We start from the raw sequence: 18,638 nt of genomic DNA, 5'->3' as shown, positions 1-18,638 counted from the left end.
GCGGGCCGATCCTGGAACACCCGGGCACTGGAGACGGAGGTGGCGCGGTGAGCGGGCCGCCCCTGGCACCGGTCGTGCGGGCCGACACGGTCTTCGACCTCACGGCGGCGCTGGTCGCGGTGGGCTCGGTCAGCCGGGACGAGGCCGGGCTGGCCGATCTCGTCGAGGCCCGGCTCACCGGGCGGGCGCCGCACCTGCGGGTGACCCGGGTGGGCAACAACGTCGTGGCCAGGACCGCGCACGACCGGCCCACCCGGGTCATGCTCGCCGGTCACCTCGACACCGTGCCCGGCGTGCCACCCACCGGGCCACCGGCGAGCGGTGACGTGATCGAGGGCCTGGGCGCCGTCGACATGAAGGGCGGGGTCGCGGTCATGCTGATGCTCGCCGAACTTGTCCGCGACCCGGCCCACGACCTCACCTTCGTCTTCTACGACAGGGAGGAGATCGGCTCCCACCAGAGCGGGATGCGGTTGCTCTTCGACGAACACCGCGAGCTGGTGACGGCTGACGCCGCCGTGCTGCTGGAACCGACCGACGGCCTGCTGGAGGCCGGGTGCCAGGGCAACCTCGTCGTCGAGTTCACGTTCACCGGGGCGCGGGCGCACACGGCCCGGCCGTGGCGGGGCCGCAACGCCGTGCACCTGGCGATCCCCGCGTTGGCCCGGTTCGCCGCGTTTGAGCCGCCACCGGTGGAGATCGACGGACTGGTCTACCGGCAGTCCGCGTCGGTGGTCGCCGTCACCGCCGGGGTGCAGGGCAACGTCGTGCCGGACCGGTGCACCGTGAAGGTCAACTACCGGCACGCGCCCCACCTGGGCACGGCGGCCGCGATCGAGGAGCTGACCGCGCTGGCGCCGGAGGCGGACGAGGTGCACGTCCTACTCACCTCGCCGCCCGCCGCGCCGGCGCTCACTCATCCGCTCCTCAGCGCGCTGCGCCGCACCGGCGGGCTCGACGTGCGCCCCAAGCTCGGCTGGACCGACGTCGGCCGCTTCGCCGCCCACGGGATCCCCGCCGTCAACTTCGGACCCGGCGACTCCGAGCTGGCGCACACCCCGCACGAGGTGGTCAGCCGCGACGCGCTGGGGCACTGCCTCGCCGTGCTGCACCGGTTCGTCGGCGCCACCGACCGCACGGCCGATCCCACCTGACGTACACGACTGGAGACCTCGACCATGGCAACCCACGCAGCCATCCCGGCGGGCCGCGACCTCACCGTCGGCTACCTCGAAGAACTCTCCCGGCTGGGGGTCGACCCGGCCGGGCTGGCGGTGCACGCGATCGGGTCCACCCGGCTCGCGGTGGCCTACCGGGACCGGTTCCTGCCATGCCCCGTGTTCCTGGAGCCGGGCGAGAGCCGCCAACTCGGCGAGGACCTGCTGCTGACCCATGACCTGCTCACCGAACTGCCGGATCGGCTGTTCGACGGCGACCGGGTGGCGCTCGGGCGCGGCCTCGGGCTCACCGAGCCGCAGATCGAGCTGATACGGCGGGCCCCGACCGGGCCGATGACGGTGCTGGCCCGGTCCGACCTGTACCGGGCCGTGGAGGGGTTCAAGCTCCTGGAGCTCAACATCACCTCGGCGCTGGGCGGGTTCGAGAACGCCGACATCAACCGGGCGATGCTCGCGCACCCGGCGCTGGCCGGGTACGTCACGCAGCGCGGGCTGGAGTACCACGACACGTTCCGGGCGATCGTCGACACCATGCGCTACGAGCTCGGTGACCGGGTGACGGGCCGGCGACCCGTGATCGCCCTGGCCGACTGGCCGGAGAGCTACCAGTTGTACGCGCCCCGGCTCGGTGTCATGGCCGGGCTCTTCGACGAGCTCGGCATCGACGCGATCCCCTGTCACGTCGGTGAGATCGAGGAGAAGAACGGCACGCTGACGGCCCACGGTCGGGTGGTCGACCTGGTCTACCGGTTCTTCCTGCTGGAGGAGATCGTCACCCCCGAGGACCTCGCCCTGGTGGAGCCGGTGATGTCGGCCGTGGAGCGCGGAACGGTCGTGCTCTTCTCCCGGATCGACGCCGAGCTGTACGGGAACAAGGGCGCGCTGGCGATGCTCTCCGACGACCGCAACGCCCACCTGTTCAGCGCTCGGGAACAGGAGTGCCTGCGGCGTCTGCTCCCCTGGACCCGGTACGTCCGGCCCCGGACGACCGGTCCCGAGGGCGAGGCCGTTGACATCGTGGCCTACGCGAGGGCGCACCAGCGAGACCTGATCCTCAAGCCGATCATGCTGCACGGCGGCTCCGGGATCGTCCCCGGGTGGCGGGTCGACGCCGCCGAGTGGGAGGCGCGGCTGACGCAGGCCATGGACGGGCCCTGGGTCCTCCAGCAGCGGGTCCGCCCGGCACCCGAACCCTTCCCGGTCGTCGGCGGCGAGGGCTACCAGGATTTCTACCTGAACTGGGGTGTCTTCGTCGCCGACCCGAGGGCGGTCGGCGGCGACGGCTACGCCGGGTGCATCGTGCGGGGGACGGAGGATCCGCAGGTTGGCGTCGTGAGCATGGGCGCGGGCGCCCTGGTCGGCTGCTGCTTCCACCCCGGCGCCCTCGACGCCTGAGGCGGACAGGCCGGGGTGGTGTTCCGAGGAGGCCCGGGTCGGCCGAAACGGGCAGGGAGCGGGGGTGGCGTGCCGACCATTGCCATCGTGGACGGCTACTCCACGGGCAGCGCGCTGAGCAGGGCGTTGGCCGAGCGGGGCGTCGTCTGCGTGCACGTCTGCGGCGCGGCGACCGCCGCCGGCTACTTCCGAAAGACGTTCCGCCCCGGTGACTACGAGGTCGACCTCGGCTACGTCGCCGACCGGGAGGAGTTGGTGGGCCGGCTGCGGGCGTTCGGGGTCGACCGGGTCGTCGCGGGCACCGAGTCGGGCGTGATCCTCGCCGACACCCTCAACCACCTGCTCGGTACGCCCGGCAACGAGATCGCGACGGTCGCGGCGCGTCGGGACAAGTCGGCGATGGCCGAGGCCGTGCTCGCCGCCGGGCTCGCCGCGCCCACCGGCCGCGCCTGCGCGTCGGTGGACGAGGCGGCCACCTGGTACGCGGCCGCCATCTCCGGCCCGGCGGTGGTCAAGCCGCTGGACAGCGCGGGCACCGACAACGTGCGGTTCTGCCGGGACGTCGACGAGGTCCGCGCGGCCAGCGCCGACGTGCTCGCCGCGCGCAACATCTATGGGGCGGCCAACCGGCGGATCCTGGTGCAGGAGCGGCTCGTCGGCACCGAGTTCTATGTCAACAGCGTGTCCCACGGCGGGTCGCACCGCATCGCCGAGATCTGGCGGTACGCCAAGCGCCCGGGCCCCACCGGTGCCCCGATCTACGACTACGAGGAGCCTGTCGACCCGGCTTCGGCCCTGGCCGCGACCATCAGGGACTTCGTCTTCGCCGTACTCGATGCCCTGGGAATCCGGTCGTCGGCCGCGCACACCGAGCTCATGCTCACCGACCGGGGGCCGGTGCTGATCGAGACCGGAGCCCGTCTCGGCGGGGCGACCCTGCCCGACGTCGTGGCGAAGCTGTCCGGTGTCTCGCAGACCTCGTTGCTGGTCCAGTCCCTGGTCGACCCGGCCTCGTTCGCCGCCTTCGACGACCGTGCGTCGCGCTGGTCCGCTGCCGTGCGGAACATCTCGCTGATCAACCCGATCCTGGTAGCCGCGCAGACGCCCGACTGGCAGGCCCGCCTGTCGGAGCTGCCGACGGCGGTGGCCGTCGCCGCGAGCTGCGTGCCGGGCGCGGAGTTGCCGCAGACCGTCGACCTGATCAGTTCGCCCGGGTTCGTCTACCTCGTATCCGAGTACCCGTCGGAGGTGGAGCGGGACTACCTGGCGTTGCGCCGATGGGAGCGGTACGGCCTGTACGGCGGTTGATGGTCGCGGTCCCGCCACCGTGGGTCGTCATCGCGCCAATCTATGGGCCCGCGGCACCTGCCCGGTCAGCTCCGCTCCCGGCGTCCGCCGGTGGGCTCCGCCGAATCCACTCTCCACCCGCCAGTACATTTGTCACGAAACACACCCATTTGTAGGCATCAATGCTAAGCTGGGCCGGCCTGTCCCGCCAGACCCGCTGCTTCCGAGGGGATGAAAACCATGATCGTCCGGGCAGTTCGTGGTGCACTCACCGTCACCGTGCTGGCCGCAACCGGCCTGACCGTCGCCGCGCCGGCGCAGGCGGCCCAGGCCGACATCACCGTCACCTCAGCCAACGTCGCCAACATCAACGAGCTCCAGGTGTACGGCACGGTGACCTGCACCGGGTCGACCGGCGCCGCGCACATCACCGTGACGGCCACCCAGGTCATGCCGTTCTCGTTCGGTTCGGCGTCCATTAACGTGCCCTGTGCGAGCGGACCGGTCCCCTGGGAGGTCACCCTGTTCAGCGGCTTCGGCTGGCAGTCCTTCCACACCGTCTCGGTGAACGCGCACATGACCGACGACGACGCGGGCACCGACAGCTCCTCCGGCACCTGGTTCGTGTAGGGGAGCGGGAGCGAGGAGGGACGGTTCGGGGTCGGACCCGAGGGCATCCCGGAACCTGACGGTCACCTCGGCGCGTATCGACGCGCGCCGTCCGACGACGCCTGCCTGGCGATCACGGCCCAGCATCGGGTGGATGTTGGGACAGGATCGCCAGGCAGGAAGGTCGCTCACGCCAACGTGACGGTCAGCCCGGGATGTCCCGCGGGTCGCGGCTGCGCGGGTACGTGTTCTTCTCCGCGATCGTGCCGTCGGTCTTCTTGATCACGTGCTCGACGCCCCGGTCCTTCGCCATCTCCCGCCCCGGCTCCTGCGCGTCGGCCTTGGTGTCGTGCGTGCTGCTGGCCTGCTGATTGCCTTCCGGGCGGTTCTTCCACTGCCCGTCTTCGTAGTAGGTCTCGATGTCGCCCTTCGCCATGGCCACCCTCCCTAGCGGACTTGCACGGTCGACCACGTACGTGCCCCGCCACCGTCCCGTCCTAAACGCACCGAACGACCCCGCCCCCGCCTGGACCCGCGTCTCGCGCATTTCCCGGGCGTACTTTCCCGGAAAGAGTGGCATCCGCGCGCCGAATGGCCACTCATTCCCAGAAAGTGCAGGCCGGCGGGGGCCGCGGTGGGCGGGTGGCGGGGGAGTGCGGGGTCGGCTTGGCTTCGAGGGTGTGTTCCTGTGGGCCGGTTACACCGTGGTGACCGCCTCCCAGCAGGAGCCACGGCTCGGTCAGATGGTCTCGGGGACGACGTGCGCGTACTGCTCGCGTAGCCGGGTGAGGACCCGGTGGTCGGTGGGGTAGCTGGTGTGGTCGATGGCGGCGAGGGGGCGGATGGCGCCGACGGCGTTGGTGGCGAAGGCGGCGGTCATGCGGGGGAGGTGGGACAGGTGGACGGGCTCGGTGCGCTGCGGGCCGTGGTGGGCGGCGGCGAGCAGTCGCATGGTTACCCCGGGTAGCACGTCGGCCTGTGGCCAGACGATGGTGTCGTGGCGGATGAAGCCGATGTTCCAGGTGACGCCCTCGCTGACGAGCCCGTCGTGGTTGGTGAACAGGGCGTCGTCGTAGCCGGCGAGTTGGGCGCGGCGGCGTTCGTAGAGCGCGCCGAAGAGCCCGGTGTGTTTGATGGTGGGTGCGTCGCGTTCGTACGTGGTGGAGCGCACGCGCAGGGGCGGCGGGGTCTGCGTGGCGGGGGCGCGGGTGGTGACCGCGACGTGCGGGTGGGCGGGCGCGGCGGGGTGGGTGAGCGGGAGGTGCGGGTCGGTGACGGTGACCCGGACGGTCAGCGGGCCCTCGGCGGTGGCGGTGCGGAGGCGTCGTCGGACGTGGGCGGGGCAGAGGTCGGCCGAGAACACGGCGGCGCAGTCTGTGACGAGCCGGTGGAGGTGCAGGCCGAGGCCGCGCACCGCGTGGTGTTCGACCCGCATGGTGGTGAAGTGGCCGTAGGCGGTCATCGCGGGGTCGTCGGTCGCCGTCATGGCGGCCAGTCTGTCACCGTCGGTGTTCGTCTCCGGGGCGGTGCCGCATGGCCGCCCCGGCTGCTCTCCGTTACGCTCGGCGGCGTGACGGGAGCGAGGGGTCGGCAGCTCGGCGGGCAGCGGGGCGCGGGTGTGTCCACCGCCGCCGGGTCGCTCCGTGGCGCCTGACGGCCTGCGCCGGGTGTTGTCGGCCGTCGACCGCACGACGGCGCTGTCGCGGACCGGCCTGGACGCGGTCGCGGACCCCGCGCTCGACCGGTTCGCGGCGATGGTGGGTACGGTGCTGAGCGCGCCGATGGCGCTGGTGTCGCTGGTCGACGCCGAGCGCCAGTACTTCCCGGGGGCGAGCGGGCTCGGTCCCGCCGTGCAGCGGCAGCGGCAGACACCGCTGAGCCACTCGTTCTGCCGTCACGTCGTCGCCGACGCGCGGTCGTTCGCGATCGCCGACGCCCGGCGGGACCCCCGGCTCAGGACGAACCCGGCCATCGAGGATCTCGCGGTGGTGGCGTACGCCGGCGTGCCGCTTACCGATGCGGACGGCGTCGTGCTCGGCTCGCTCTGCGTGATCGACCACCAGCCCCGGCAGTGGGCCCGCCGCGAGCTGGACCTGCTCGCCGACCTCGCCGCCGCCTGCTCCGACAGCCTACGGCTGCGCATCGCCGCCTTCCACGCCGAACAGGACCGGATCCGGACGGAGGCGCTCAAGCAACGCTCCGAGCGCGCCTTCACCCGCAGCCAGTTGCTGTTGCGCGCCAGCGTGGCCCTGTCGCCCGCCGAGACGGTGGCCGACGTCATCGCCACGGTCAGCCAACTGGTCACCGGCAGCCTCGACCCGGCCCATGTCGGTGTGGCGCTGCGCGAGGACGGCCGGTACCTGGCCATGGCCGCCGCGCCGATCCTGCCCCCCGACCTCGCCGCCCGTTGGGCCCGCTATCCGGTCACCGCAGACGTCCCGCCGGCGGTGGCCGTGCGCACCCGCCGACCCGTCCTGCTCAACGACGCGGCGGCGGTCCGGGACCGGTTCCCGCACCTGGTCGACGACCTCAATCGGCTCGGCTGGCAGGCGCTGGTCAGCGTGCCCCTCAACGGGCTGCGCGGCGTGCTCGGGGCGCTGACCTTCGTCTGGGAACAGCCCTACGACATCGACGTCAGCGAAGAAGCGGTCATCACCACCCTGGCCGGCTACGTCGCCCAGGCGCTGGAACGCGCCACCGTGCTCGACGAGCAGCGCACCGTCGCGCAGACCTTGCAGAAGGCGTTGCTGGGCGCGCTGCCGCGCCACGATCGCATCCGGATCGCCGCCCGGTACCTGCCCGCGCACCGCACGGACCACGTCGGCGGCGACTGGTACGACGTCGTCACGCTGCCTGACGACCGGCTGGTCCTGGTCATCGGTGACGTCACCGGTCACAGCATCGCCGCCGCCGCGGCAATGAGCGAGCTGCGCAGCATCCTGCGCGGCCTGATCATCGACCGGGCTGAACCGCCGTCCGCGCTGCTGCGCCGCCTCGACCACGCCAACCAGGCCCTCGGCAGCTCCATCATGGCCACCGTGCTGCTGGCCTACCTCGACCCCGCGCCCGACGGCGGGCACCGGCTGCGCTGGTCCAACGCCGGACACCCGCCCCCGACGCTGGTCACCCCGGACGGGCGGATCGGCCTGCTACCCGGACGCGACCCGTTGCTCGGCGCGGTGCGCGACGCCCCGCGCACGGACCACACGTGTCACCTACCGGCGGGCAGCTTTCTGCTGCTGCACACCGACGGCCTGGTCGAGAGCCGCACCGCGACCATCGACGACGGCTTCGCAGCCCTGCACCGCGTCCTTGCCCACAGTCGCGAGACGGATCCCGAGCGGCTTGCCGACCTGGTGTTGCGCCGTACCCCGGAGCTGGCCTTGCTGGGCGGCCCGGTGGCCGAGGACGACGTGGCCCTGCTGATCGCCGCCACCCCGCCCGACCCCACCGGGCCCGACCCGGCGCGCGGCTGACGAGCCGCTTCCGAAAGAAACCTTCGTCGCGGGGAGGCTGAGTGTAGACATTATTTCCGCCACGGCCTATCGTCGCCGCATCGCTAAGTGTCGATGAAGGAGTAGTGGGCCGATGGGACAACTACGTCCGTGGACCAACGTTTCGATGGCTCTTTTGGCGGCGGGGATCCTGCTGGGCGGTCAGCCTGCGGTCGCCGTGGCGGCGCCCAAGCCGGTGCCCCCGATCCCGACCGTCACGGAGGCCGTGACCAGCAAGCTGCTCGGCCAGGCCGAGCGCTCCGCCACGAGCTCCGCCGCGGCGGAGCAGACCCGGATCACGGTGAGCCGACAGGACGGTCGATGGGCGTTCGGCACCGCCGTCGCGGTCGCGCCCCGAACGAAGGACGCCCACCCGACCGGAGCGGTGTTCATCGCGCGCGCCGACGCCGGGCGGTGGCAGGTCGCGTTCGACGGTGAGGCCGCCTTCAGCGCCCTGGCCGCCGAGTCGCCCCTCGTCACCGAGCGGGAGCGCCAGGTCTTCGGCACCAGCCCGGCCCCCATGCTCGCCGGCGGCGACTACCGGACCGGGATGGCCCTGCCGTTCGCGGTCGGGCAGACCTGGACGCTCACCGGCGGCCCGCACGGCTGGGGCGGCGGTGCGCCGTACAGCTCCGTGGACCTCTCCGGTGGCGACCAGGTCGTCCGCGCGGCCCGGGGTGGCACGGCGTACACCATGTGCCAGGGCTGGATCAGGGTGATCCACGACCGGGGCTACTCGACCGACTACTACCACCTCTGGAGCAGCATCTCGGTCAACGGGGCGGCCGTCGGCGAGGGTGCGTACCTGGGCTACACCGGCACCGACGTCACCTGCGGCGGTTCCGCCACCGGCCGGCACGTCCACTTCGGACTCCGGCAGAACAGCGCGTACGTCGCCATCGCCGGGCACGGCATCGGCAAGTGGGAGATCGTCGCCGGAGCGGCCTACCAGGGCGGCGCGCGGCACGGATCGGCCTGGGCGGGGATCGGCGGCGGGGTCTACAACTACGGCGCGCTCGGCTTCAACCAGGCGGTGGTCGACGCCAACGGCGGCGGCACCCTCACCCGGCGCTCCGGCCCCGGCTCCGGCTACGGCTCCCTCGGCTCGGTCGGCGACGGCGCCACCGTGACCATCTCCTGCTCCGCGAACGGCACCTCACACACCGGGCGCTATGGCACCACGGCACTCTGGAACCGGCTCAGCGACGGTAGCTGGGTGTCCGACGCGTACCTCTGGACCGGGGTGAACGGCCCGGTCAACGGCTGGTGCTGACCCTCGCCCGGCGCGGCGGCCCACCGCCGCGTCGGGCCATCTCTTCTTCCCTTGATCGTCCGTGAGGAGTGGCAGTGACCGTTCGATCTCGCCCACGACGTCCCCACCGCCTGCTCGGCGCCGCGCTGGTCGCCGCCGTCGGGCTGGCCGGCGCGGCCGGTGCCGCGGCACCGGCCGCGGCGACCGCGTCGCCGTCGGGTGCCCTGGCCGCCGCCTTCGACCGCGCGGCTGCCCGGTACGACGTCCCCCGTGACCTGCTCGTCGCCCTGGGGCAGGCCGAGACCCGCCTGGACGGGCACGCCGGCACGCCCAGCGCCTCCGGCGGCTACGGCGTCATGCACCTGGTGAGCAGCCCCCGGCCGGCCACCCTGGAGAAGGCGGCCACGCTCACCGGACTCGCCCCGGCGGCGTTGCGCACCGAGGTGGGCGCGAACATCACCGGGGCGGCGGCGGTGCTGCGCTCCTACGCGGACGCCACCGGCCTCGGCCGGGCCGAGCGGGCCGACCTCAACCGCTGGTACGAGCCGATCGCCCAGTACGGCGGCGCTGCCGACCCGGCGGTCGCCCGGCTCTACGCCGACGGCGTCTACGACCTGCTGCGCAGCGGCTTCTCCGCCGCGTCCGGCGCGGCGCTGACGGTGCCCGGTCGCCCGGTCGCGCCGCAGCGGGGTGCCCTGAGCCGGGCGTCGGCGGCGGGCGGCTACGAGACCCTGAGCACCGACTACGGGCCGGCCGCGTGGGCGGCGGCCAGCACGAGCAACTACACCGTGGCCACCCGCCCGAGCAGTCACCCGGTCGCGTACATCGTCATCCACATGACGCAGGGCTCCTACGCCGGCGCGATCAGCTGGTTCCAGAACCCGGCGGCCCAGGCGAGCGCGCACTACACGTTCCGCTCCTCCGACGGCGCCGTCACCCAGTCGGTCCGGGAGAAGGACATCGCCTGGCATGCCGGCAACTGGACCTACAACACCCAGTCCATCGGCATCGAGCACGAGGGCTACGTCGACAACCCCGCCTGGTTCACCGACGCGATGTACCGCGCCTCGGCGAAGCTCACCCGGAGCCTGGCCACCAAGTACGGCATCGCGAAGGACCGGGCGCACATCATCGCCCACCGCGAGGTGCCCGGTGCCACCCACACCGATCCCGGTGTGAACTGGAACTGGACCTACTACATGCAGTTGGTCAACGGGGTCACCGGCACCGGATCCGGCACGGTCGACACCACGGCGAGCAGCCTCAACGTGCGCTCCGGGCCCGGCACCGGCTACGGCGTCGTCGATTCGGTCGCCGACGGCGCCGCCGTGACCGTCTACTGCCAGGCCACCGGCACCTTGGTCACCGGCCCCCACGGCACCACCAGCATCTGGCACCGGATCGGCACGAACCGCTACGTCTCCGACGCCTTCCTCCAGACCGGCTACGACGGCTTCATCCCCAACGTGCCACGCTGCTGACACCCGGGCGTCGACGCCCACACGAGCGCCTCTCTCCGCCCCCTCGCCGCCGACGCGAGGGGGCGGAGCACGTCAGACCGCCATCCCTCGTCCCGACGCCTCGCGTCCGGCCGCGTCGACTGGTGATTTTGCCGATGCGGGGCGGGCGAGGCACACAGAAGACTGACATGCGTCGATACAACCCCGAAGTAGCAGGGAGTGCCCGACGTGCGATCAACCACCACCAACCGCCCCCGCTCCGCCGTCCGTGCCGTGGCCAGGCTGACCGTGGCCGCCGTCCTGGCCGCCGGAGGTGTCCTGGCGGCGTCCTCCAGCGCGCAGGCTGCGGAGAGCCCGTACGAGCGCGGCCCCGATCCGACCAGCGCCATCCTGGAGGCCAGCCGCGGCCCCTTCGCCACCGCCTCGCAGAACGTCTCCTCGATCAGCGTCACCGGCTTCGGCGGCGGGGTCATCTACTACCCGACCAGCACCAGCGAGGGCACCTTCGGCGCCATCGCCATCTCGCCCGGGTTCACCGCGAGCTGGTCCAGCATCAGCTGGCTCGGGCCACGGATCGCCTCGCACGGCTTCGTGGTCATCGGCATCGAGACCAACACCGTCCTCGACCAGCCGGACAGCCGTGGCCGGCAGCTGCTGGCCGCGCTCGACTACCTGGTCCAGCGCAGCTCCGTGCGTACCCGGATCGACGCCAGCCGGCTCGCCGTGGCCGGGCACTCGATGGGAGGCGGGGGGAGTCTGGAGGCCGCCGCCGCGCGCCCCTCGCTCCAGGCTGCCGTGCCGCTCGCGCCATGGAACCTCACCAAGAGTTGGTCCAACCTGCGGGTGCCGACGCTGATCATCGGCGGTGAGAGCGACAGCGTCGCCCCGGTCGCGTCGCACTCGGAACCGTTCTACAACAGCATCCCGGCCTCCGCGGAGAAGGCGTACCTCGAGCTCAATGCGGCGAGCCACTTCTTCCCGCAGACCGTCAACACGCCCACCGCCAAGCAGACGGTGGCGTGGCTGAAGCGGTTCGTCGACGACGACACCCGCTACGAGCAGTTCCTCTGCCCGGGCCCCAGCGGCTCCAGCATCGAGGAGTACCGCAACACCTGCCCCAGCTCCTGACCGCGATCGGGGCGGCAGCCACGCGCTGCCGCCCCGACGCGTGCCGGCCCGGCGTCGCGTGTTCCGGGTCGGGCCGTCGGCGCGTCGTACGAGGGGCTTCCGTCCGGCAGGACGGCAGCTTATATGGCATGGCCAGTGCAATTAGGGGGAACCGCCGTGGAGGTCTGCGTGCAGTTGCACGGCGGCATCGGCTTCACCTGGGAGCATCCGGCGCACCTCCACCTCAAGCGGGCCCGCAGCGCCGCGATCGCCTTCGGCCCCGCCGATCGGCACCGGGCGGTCCTGGCGCGGCTGGCCGATCTGCCCCCGCCACCGCTGGTCGTGTATCCGCCGAGCCACGTCGTGTATCCGCCGAGCCACGCCGACGCGGAGACCGCTGCGCGGGGGCCGGTCGCGTCGGCGGATCGGTGACCGCCGGCCGGGAGGCCGGAACGAGCCATCGAGGGTGTTGACGAAACACTTCAGAAAAATACACTAGCAGTGTAAATGCATGCGACCGGCATGGGGGATGCGTGATGGAGCAAGGGCTCGCACTGCACCACATCGGGGTGCGCTTCGGTGGCCTCACCGCCCTCGATGACGTCTCGCTGCGGGTCCCCGCCGGCAGCGTGGTGGGCGTCATCGGCCCCAACGGGGCCGGCAAGACCACCCTGTTCAACGTCATCTGCGGCTTCATCGCGCCGGAGACGGGATCGTTGACCCTCGACGGCCGGCCGCTGCGGCCCCGACCGCACCAGCTCAATCGGCTCGGCATCGCCCGGACCCTCCAGGGCACCGGGCTCTTCGCCGGGCTGACGGTGCTGGAGAACGTCATGGCCGGCGCCTCGCACACCGCCCGGGCCGGCTTCCTGTCGGCCCTGCTCGGCCTGCCGCGCAGCGACCGCGACGAGCGGCGGCTGCGCCGGCACGCCCTCGACATCCTCGACGGCCTGGGCGTCGCCGACCACGCCGGCGCCGCGCCGGCGACGCTGCCGTTCGCCGTACGCCAGCGGGTCGCCCTGGCCCGCGCGCTCGCCGCCCGGCCCCGACTGCTCCTGCTCGACGAGCCCGCCGGCGGCCTGGGCGGCGACGACATCGCCGAGCTGGCGACCCTGGTCCGAGGCCTGCCCCGGCGCGACACCGACCCCTGCGCCGTGCTGCTGGTGGAGCACCACATGGACCTGGTGATGTCGGTCTGCGACGAGATCGTGGTGCTCGACTTCGGGCGGGTCATCGCCGCCGGCACCCCCGAGGAGATCCGCGCCGCCCCGGCGGTCGCCGACGCCTACCTGGGCGCCGCCGTTGACGAGGCCGCCGCGTGAGCGCCGCCGGCCTGCTCACCGTGCGCGGGCTGGTGGCTGGCTACGGCGCGGCGCCGGTGCTGCACGCGGTCGACCTCCGCGTTCCGCGCGGCGCCATCGTGGCGGTCGTGGGGGCCAATGGGGCCGGTAAGACCACCCTGCTGCGCAGCCTCTCCGGCATGCTGCCTCTCACCGCCGGCCGGATCACCCTCGACGGGGAGGACCTGCGCGGGGTGCCGGTGGAGCAGCTCGTCCGACGCGGCCTGGCACACGTGCCGGAAGGGCGGGGAGTGGTCGCCGAGCTTACCGTCGACGAGAACCTGCGACTCGGCGGGCTGTGGCGCCGGGACCGGGCGGACGCCGCGCGCGCCCTCGACGAGGTCTACCAACTCTTCGAGCCGCTGGCCCGACGGCGACGGCAGCTCGGGCACCAGCTCTCCGGCGGCGAGCGGCAGATGCTCGCCCTCGGCCGGGCGCTGGTCGGCCGACCCCGCGTGCTGCTGCTCGACGAGCCGTCGCTCGGCCTGGCGCCCCGGGTGGTCGCCCAGATCATGGCCCTGCTGCGACAACTGCGCGACGGCACCGGGCTGACCGTGCTGCTCGTCGAGCAGAACGTCCGCAGCGCGCTCTCCGTGGCCGACCAGGGCGTGGTGATGGCCCTCGGCCGGGTCGTCGCCACCGCACCGGCCGCCCGGCTGCGCGACGACGAAGACCTGCGCCACGCCTACCTCGGTTTCTGACCACCCCGTCCGCCGGAAGGAGGACCGTTGGACCGCTTCGTCTTCCTCACCCTCGACGGGCTGTCGAGGGGCGCGGTCTACGCCGCGTTCGCGTTGGCCCTGGTGCTCATCTGGCGCGCCGCCCGCATCGTCAACTTCGCCCAGGGGGCGATGGCCGTCGCCGCCGCCTACGTCGCCTACGGCGTCTGCGCGGCGACCGGCTCCTACTGGCTCGGCTTCCTGGCCGCGCTGTTCGCCGGGCTGCTCCTCGGCGCGGTCGTCGACGTGGCCGTGATGCGCTTCGTCGACCACCGGTCCCCGCTCAGCCCGGTGATCGTCGCGCTCGGGCTGGTCCTGCTGATCCAGGCCGTGCTGGGCATGGTCTACGGCAACGAGTTCCGACCCGCCGAGGCGCCGTTCTCGCGGGCCGCCCTCACCGTGGGCGGCTTCGCCGTCCTCTCGCCGTACGACCTGTTCGCCTTCGCGGCAGTCGGGGTGGTGGTCGTCGCCCTCGCGTGGACCTTCACCCGCACCGCGGTCGGCCTGCGAATGCGCGCCGCGGCGTTCGCCCCCGAGGTCTCCCGCCTGCTCGGGGTCAACGTCGGCGGCATGCTCACCCTCGGCTGGGCCCTGGCCTCCGGCGTCGGCGCCCTGGCCGCCATGCTGATCATCCCCACCGAGCTCGGCCTGCACCCGCACGCGATGGACCTGGTCTTCGTCTCGGCGTTCACCGCAGCCGTCGTCGGCGGGTTGGACAGTCCGCCGGGAGCCGTCGTCGGTGGCCTCCTGGTCGGTCTCCTGCTCTCCTACGTCAGCGGCTACGCCGGCAGCGACCTCACCCCCCTCGCGGTGCTGGCCCTGCTGCTGGCGGTGCTGCTGGTCCGCCCCGCCGGCCTGTTCGCCCCGGTCACCGCGAGGCAGGTGTGAGCGCCACCCGGGCGGCGGCCCCACCGGCGAGCCGGACGCCCGCCGCCCGCGACCGCCCGGCCGAGGGTCACCGTGGCTCGACCCTGCTGCGCCACCTCGCCGTCGTCGCCGTCGCCGCGCTGCTGCTGGTGGCCGTCAGCTACGGCGTGGAGCCGTTCCGCAACTTCCAGCTCGCCACCGTGGCGGCCTACCTCTGCGCGACGGCCGGGCTGACCGTCCTCACCGGGCTCAACGGGCAGCTCTCGCTGGGGCACGGCGCGCTGATGGCCGTCGGCGCGTACACCGTCGCCCTCTGCCAGAACGCCTTCGCCGACGCCGGGTCCACCGGCGGGTGGCTGCTCGCGGTCTCGCTGGTCGCGGCGGTGCTGACCACCGTCGCCGTCGGCGCCGTCATCGGCGTGGCCGCAGCCCGGTTGCGGGGGCCGTACCTCGCCGGGGTCACCCTGGCCGTCGCGGTCGTCGTGCCGGCGCTGACCGTCACCTTCGACGGCGTGTTCAAGGGCGAGCAGGGGCTGTCGGTCCCCGTCGAGCCACCACCGGCGGCGCTCGGCGCCTACTTCCCCTACGAGCGGTGGCAGCTCTGGGTCGCCGGGGCGGCCACCCTGCTCGCCCTGCTGCTGCTGGCCAACCTCCTCCGCAGCCGATTCGGCCGAACGTTCCGGGCGGTCCGCGACGACGAGGTCGCCGCGCGCCTCGCCGGCATCCACGTCGCCCGCACCCAGGTGCTCGCCTTCGTGGTCAGCGCCGCCGGCGCCGGGCTCGGTGGTGCCCTGCTCGCGGTGCTCGCCCAGAGCGCGTCGCCGGGGGCGTTCTCCCTGACGCTCTCGCTGTTCCTGCTCATGGCCGTGGTCATCGGCGGGCTCGGCCGCCTCGCCGGTGCGGTGTGGGGAGCCGCCCTGCTGGTCGTCCTGCCCGACCTGACGCACACCGTGAGCGACCTGCTCACCCTCTCGCCGGCGGTGGCGCAACGGCTGGAGGGCAACCTGCCGCTGGCGATCTTCGGGATCACGTTGGTCGTCGTCATGATCGCCGCGCCCGGTGGCGTGCAGGGCCTGCTGTCGCGCCTCGGCCACGCCCTGCTCGCCCGGTGGCGGCTCCGGCGTTCCTGAGCTGCTCCCTGTCGTCCCACCCGCCGGCCGGCCGTCACCGGCCGGCGGATCACCCCACCACCAGCAGCAACCGGACCGAGGAAAGGTCGGTGTTCCACATGCCACGCGTCGCACGCCACGCTCTCGCGATCACCACCGCCATCACCCTGCTCGTCACCGCCGTCGGCTGTACCGGCGAGGAGTCCGACTCCGGGGGCCGTCAGGTTCCCGGCGTCACCGACTCCGAGATCGTGGTCGGCACCCACATGCCGCTCACCGGGCCGGCCTCGGCCGGCTACTCCAAGATCGCGCCCGCCACCAAGGCGTACTTCGACTACGTCAACGCCAACGGCGGGGTGCACGGCCGGAAGATCACCTACAAGGTCATGGACGACGGGTACAACCCGGCGAACACCCAGCAGGTGGTGCGCCAGCTGGTCCTCCAGGACAAGGTCTTCGCCGTCGTCAACGGCCTGGGCACCCCCACCCACAGCGGGGTGCTCGACTTTCTCAAGAGCAACCGGGTGCCCGACCTCTTCGTCGCCTCCGGCAGCCGCAACTGGGACCAGCCCGACAAGTACCCGGGCACGTTCGGCTTCAACACCGACTACACCGTGGAAGGCAAGATTCTTGCCTCCCACGTGAAGTCCACCCTGCCCGGGCAGAAGGTCTGCTTCCTCGGCCAGGACGACGACTTCGGGCGGGACAGCCTGGTCGGCGTGGAGAAGGTGCTCGGCGCCGGCGCCGTGGTCGCCAAGCAGACCTATGTCACCAGCAATCCCAACGTGGCACCCCAGATCGGCGCGTTCAAGGCGGCCGGCTGCCAGGTCGTCATCCTCGCCACCGTGCCCGGCTTCAGCGCGCTCTCCATCGGCACCGCGGCCCGGCTGAAGTTCAGGCCGCAGTGGCTGGTCTCCAACGTCGGCGCGGACCAGCCGACCCTGGCCAAGCAGCTCGGTGCCGCCGCCCCGCTGCTGGAGGGCATGGTCGGCGCCAACTACCTGCCGATGCAGGACGACGCCGAGAACCCGTGGATCCAGCTCTTCACCAAGGTGAACAAGGCGCACAACGCCGAAGCGCCGTTCGACGGCAACAGCGTCTACGGCATGGCGGTGGGGTACCTCTTCGTGCAGGCTCTCCTCGCCGCAGGCAAGGACCTCACCCGTGAGTCGCTGCTCGCCGCCGTCGCGAAGGGCGGCTTCCAGGGGCCCGGGCTGGCCCCGCTGCGCTTCTCCGCCACCGACCACTCCGGCTACGGCGGGGCGCGACTGAGCAGGGTGAGCGGGGGGAAGCAGAGCTACTTCGGCCCGGCGTACGAGACCGACGAGGGCGACGGGCCGGTCAAGGAGTACACCGTGGCGCCGGTGACGCCCCCGGCCAACGGGGTGCCGACGGTCTCCTGACCGGACGGCTTCCTGCCTGCCACGGGCCGGTCCGACCGGGCGCGTTCGCGTGTCCCGTCGGGCCGGCCCGGTTCGGTTTCCGCACGTACGGTGCTTCCCGTTTAACCGGGCGGTTTCCTCGCCACCGCCGTTGACGTGGCCCGACCCGGCAACAAATACTTGCACTGTGAGTGCAAATTCAGCTCGGTTTGCGGGTCGGGTCGCGCTCGTCACCGGCGCCAGTCAGGCTCGCCTCGGGGCCCGGACGGATCCACCACTGCATGCGGCTGGTCGGCATGGCCGAACGGGCCATCGAGCTGATGTGTCGGCGGGTGATCGACCGGCACGCCTTCGGTGGGCCGCTGGCCGAGCAGGGCGTCGTGCGGGACTGGATCGCCGAGGCCCAGGTGCGCCTGGAACAGGCCCGGCTGCTGGTACTCAAGACCGCCTGGCTGATGGACACCGTCGGCAACCGGCGGGCGCACACCGAGATTCAGGCGATCAAGATCGTGGTACCCGAGGCCGCCCAGTGGATCATCGACCGGGCCGTTCAGACGCACGGCGCCGCGGGGCTGAGCCAGGACACCCCGCGGGCGAGCCTCCGGGCCCGCGCCCGCGCCCTGCGGCTCGCCGACGGTCCGGACGAGGTGCACCGGCAGTCGCTGGCGCGCCGGGAACTGCGCCGGCACCAGCCGGATCTGCGCTGCCCACCCCGCGTCTAGACTCGGCGCGGGTGCGGTCACGGGTGACGTGACGACGGTGAAGGGGGAGGTGCCGGTGGGCAGTGCCGAGGCGCCGGGCCGGGTCGACGGGCGGACGGCCCGGGCCGAGCGGACCCGGGCGGCGATCGTCGAGGCGCACCTCGCGCTCATCTCCGAGGGTGACCTGAGACCGACCGGCGAGCGGATCGCTGAGCGGGCCGGTATTTCCCTGCGCACCCTCTGGACCAACTTCAAGGACATGGAGACGCTCTTCGAGGCCAGCGGTGAGGAGCTGCTACGGCAGCAGGACGCGGCCTACCGGCCGATCTCGCCCGCGTTGCTGCTGGCCAAGCGGGTCGACGCGTACTGCCGGCAGCGGGCGCGGCTGCTTCAGCTCATCGCGCCGTCCGCCCGGGCGGCGCAGATGCGCGAGCCGGTCTCCCAGCAGCTGCGCCGCAACCGCCTCAAGCACGTCGACCGGGTCCGCGACGAGGTCGAGCAGTTGTTCGCCACCGAGCTGGAGCAGGCCGGCGCGGGCCGGGACCAACTGGTCAACGCCCTGGTCGCCACGAGCATGTGGCCCAACTGGTCGTTGCTGCGCGACGGTCTCGGGCTCGGTGTGGATCAGGCCCGCGCGGTGATGACCCGCACGGTGGCCGCCCTGCTGTCCGAGCCGGCGGCCCGCTGAGCGCCTCAGCTCAGCCGGCGAGGAAGTCGACGATCGCCGGGGCGAAGCCG

16 protein-coding genes and 2 pseudogenes are annotated in these 18,638 nt (G+C 72.6%); 16 read left to right on the top strand and 2 right to left on the bottom strand.

Annotated features, from left to right (window positions below; translation table 11 throughout):
• The first annotated feature begins 47 nt into the window (after window positions 1–47).
• The 4 genes from dapE (at window position 48) to SNR22_RS01610 (ending at window position 4,490) form a co-directional block, all read left to right on the top strand.
• Window positions 48–1,154 (top strand): succinyl-diaminopimelate desuccinylase, encoded by a 1,107-nt coding sequence (dapE, locus tag SNR22_RS01625; protein WP_320064481.1) that lies wholly within the window; start codon window positions 48–50, stop codon window positions 1,152–1,154.
• Between the two features lie 24 nt (window positions 1,155–1,178).
• A complete protein-coding gene (locus SNR22_RS01620) occupies window positions 1,179–2,573 on the top strand; it encodes a hypothetical protein (protein WP_320064479.1) in 1,395 nt (464 codons plus the stop codon).
• Window positions 2,574–2,642: 69 nt separating this feature from the next.
• Window positions 2,643–3,881, top strand: a complete 1,239-nt coding sequence (locus SNR22_RS01615) for an ATP-grasp domain-containing protein (protein WP_320064478.1) — start codon at window positions 2,643–2,645, stop codon at window positions 3,879–3,881.
• 219 nt (window positions 3,882–4,100) lie between these two features.
• Window positions 4,101–4,490, top strand: coding sequence for a hypothetical protein (locus SNR22_RS01610; RefSeq protein ID WP_320064477.1), 390 nt, complete (start codon window positions 4,101–4,103; stop codon window positions 4,488–4,490).
• 184 nt (window positions 4,491–4,674) lie between these two features.
• Here SNR22_RS01610 and SNR22_RS01605 read toward each other — a convergent pair whose 3' ends face one another.
• Entirely contained in the window at window positions 4,675–4,905 is a 231-nt protein-coding gene (locus SNR22_RS01605) for a DUF2188 domain-containing protein (protein ID WP_320064475.1), read from the bottom strand.
• A gap of 303 nt (window positions 4,906–5,208) precedes the next feature.
• Window positions 5,209–6,159 (bottom strand): aminotransferase class IV, encoded by a 951-nt coding sequence (locus tag SNR22_RS01600; RefSeq protein WP_320064473.1) that lies wholly within the window; start codon window positions 6,157–6,159, stop codon window positions 5,209–5,211.
• On the opposite strand from SNR22_RS01600, the gene SNR22_RS01595 reads away from it, so the two are divergent.
• From SNR22_RS01595 to SNR22_RS01540, 12 genes and pseudogenes are all read left to right on the top strand, one after another.
• Window positions 6,113–7,945, top strand: coding sequence for a SpoIIE family protein phosphatase (locus tag SNR22_RS01595; protein WP_320064471.1), 1,833 nt, complete (start codon window positions 6,113–6,115; stop codon window positions 7,943–7,945). The two genes, SNR22_RS01600 and SNR22_RS01595, sit on opposite strands and share 47 nt — an antisense overlap.
• Before the next feature lie 112 nt (window positions 7,946–8,057).
• Window positions 8,058–9,236, top strand: coding sequence for a peptidoglycan DD-metalloendopeptidase family protein (locus SNR22_RS01590; RefSeq protein WP_320064470.1), 1,179 nt, complete (start codon window positions 8,058–8,060; stop codon window positions 9,234–9,236).
• 74 nt (window positions 9,237–9,310) lie between these two features.
• Window positions 9,311–10,696, top strand: a complete 1,386-nt coding sequence (locus tag SNR22_RS01585; protein ID WP_320064468.1) for an N-acetylmuramoyl-L-alanine amidase — start codon at window positions 9,311–9,313, stop codon at window positions 10,694–10,696.
• Window positions 10,697–10,903: 207 nt separating this feature from the next.
• Window positions 10,904–11,803 (top strand): alpha/beta hydrolase, encoded by a 900-nt coding sequence (locus SNR22_RS01580; RefSeq protein WP_320064467.1) that lies wholly within the window; start codon window positions 10,904–10,906, stop codon window positions 11,801–11,803.
• A gap of 153 nt (window positions 11,804–11,956) precedes the next feature.
• A pseudogene (locus SNR22_RS29325) lies at window positions 11,957–12,103 on the top strand (acyl-CoA dehydrogenase family protein); the annotation flags it as partial.
• A 215-nt stretch (window positions 12,104–12,318) separates the two neighbouring features.
• Window positions 12,319–13,104, top strand: coding sequence for an ABC transporter ATP-binding protein (locus tag SNR22_RS01570; protein ID WP_320064466.1), 786 nt, complete (start codon window positions 12,319–12,321; stop codon window positions 13,102–13,104).
• Window positions 13,101–13,823 carry an ABC transporter ATP-binding protein gene (locus tag SNR22_RS01565; RefSeq protein WP_320064465.1) on the top strand — a complete coding sequence of 241 codons (723 nt, stop codon included), beginning with the start codon at window positions 13,101–13,103 and terminating at the stop codon, window positions 13,821–13,823. Before SNR22_RS01570 ends, SNR22_RS01565 begins: the two co-directional genes overlap by 4 nt.
• Before the next feature lie 27 nt (window positions 13,824–13,850).
• The gene (locus SNR22_RS01560; RefSeq protein WP_320064464.1) at window positions 13,851–14,729 is read left to right on the top strand and encodes a branched-chain amino acid ABC transporter permease; all 879 of its coding nucleotides are present in this window, start codon (window positions 13,851–13,853) and stop codon (window positions 14,727–14,729) included.
• Entirely contained in the window at window positions 14,726–15,838 is a 1,113-nt protein-coding gene (locus SNR22_RS01555) for a branched-chain amino acid ABC transporter permease (RefSeq protein ID WP_320064463.1), read from the top strand. Before SNR22_RS01560 ends, SNR22_RS01555 begins: the two co-directional genes overlap by 4 nt.
• 98 nt (window positions 15,839–15,936) lie before the next feature.
• Window positions 15,937–17,220 carry an ABC transporter substrate-binding protein gene (locus SNR22_RS01550; RefSeq protein ID WP_320064461.1) on the top strand — a complete coding sequence of 428 codons (1,284 nt, stop codon included), beginning with the start codon at window positions 15,937–15,939 and terminating at the stop codon, window positions 17,218–17,220.
• A gap of 236 nt (window positions 17,221–17,456) precedes the next feature.
• Window positions 17,457–17,921, top strand: a pseudogene (locus SNR22_RS01545) (acyl-CoA dehydrogenase family protein); the annotation flags it as partial.
• 28 nt (window positions 17,922–17,949) lie between these two features.
• Entirely contained in the window at window positions 17,950–18,588 is a 639-nt protein-coding gene (locus tag SNR22_RS01540) for a TetR/AcrR family transcriptional regulator (RefSeq protein WP_320064460.1), read from the top strand.
• Window positions 18,589–18,638: the final 50 nt, after the last annotated feature.

Source organism: Micromonospora sp. RTGN7 (assembly GCF_033804645.1).
GTDB lineage: Bacteria > Actinomycetota > Actinomycetes > Mycobacteriales > Micromonosporaceae > Micromonospora.
Note: the sequence above shows the minus strand (reverse complement) of the source record. Positions and strands in the feature narration are given on the sequence as shown.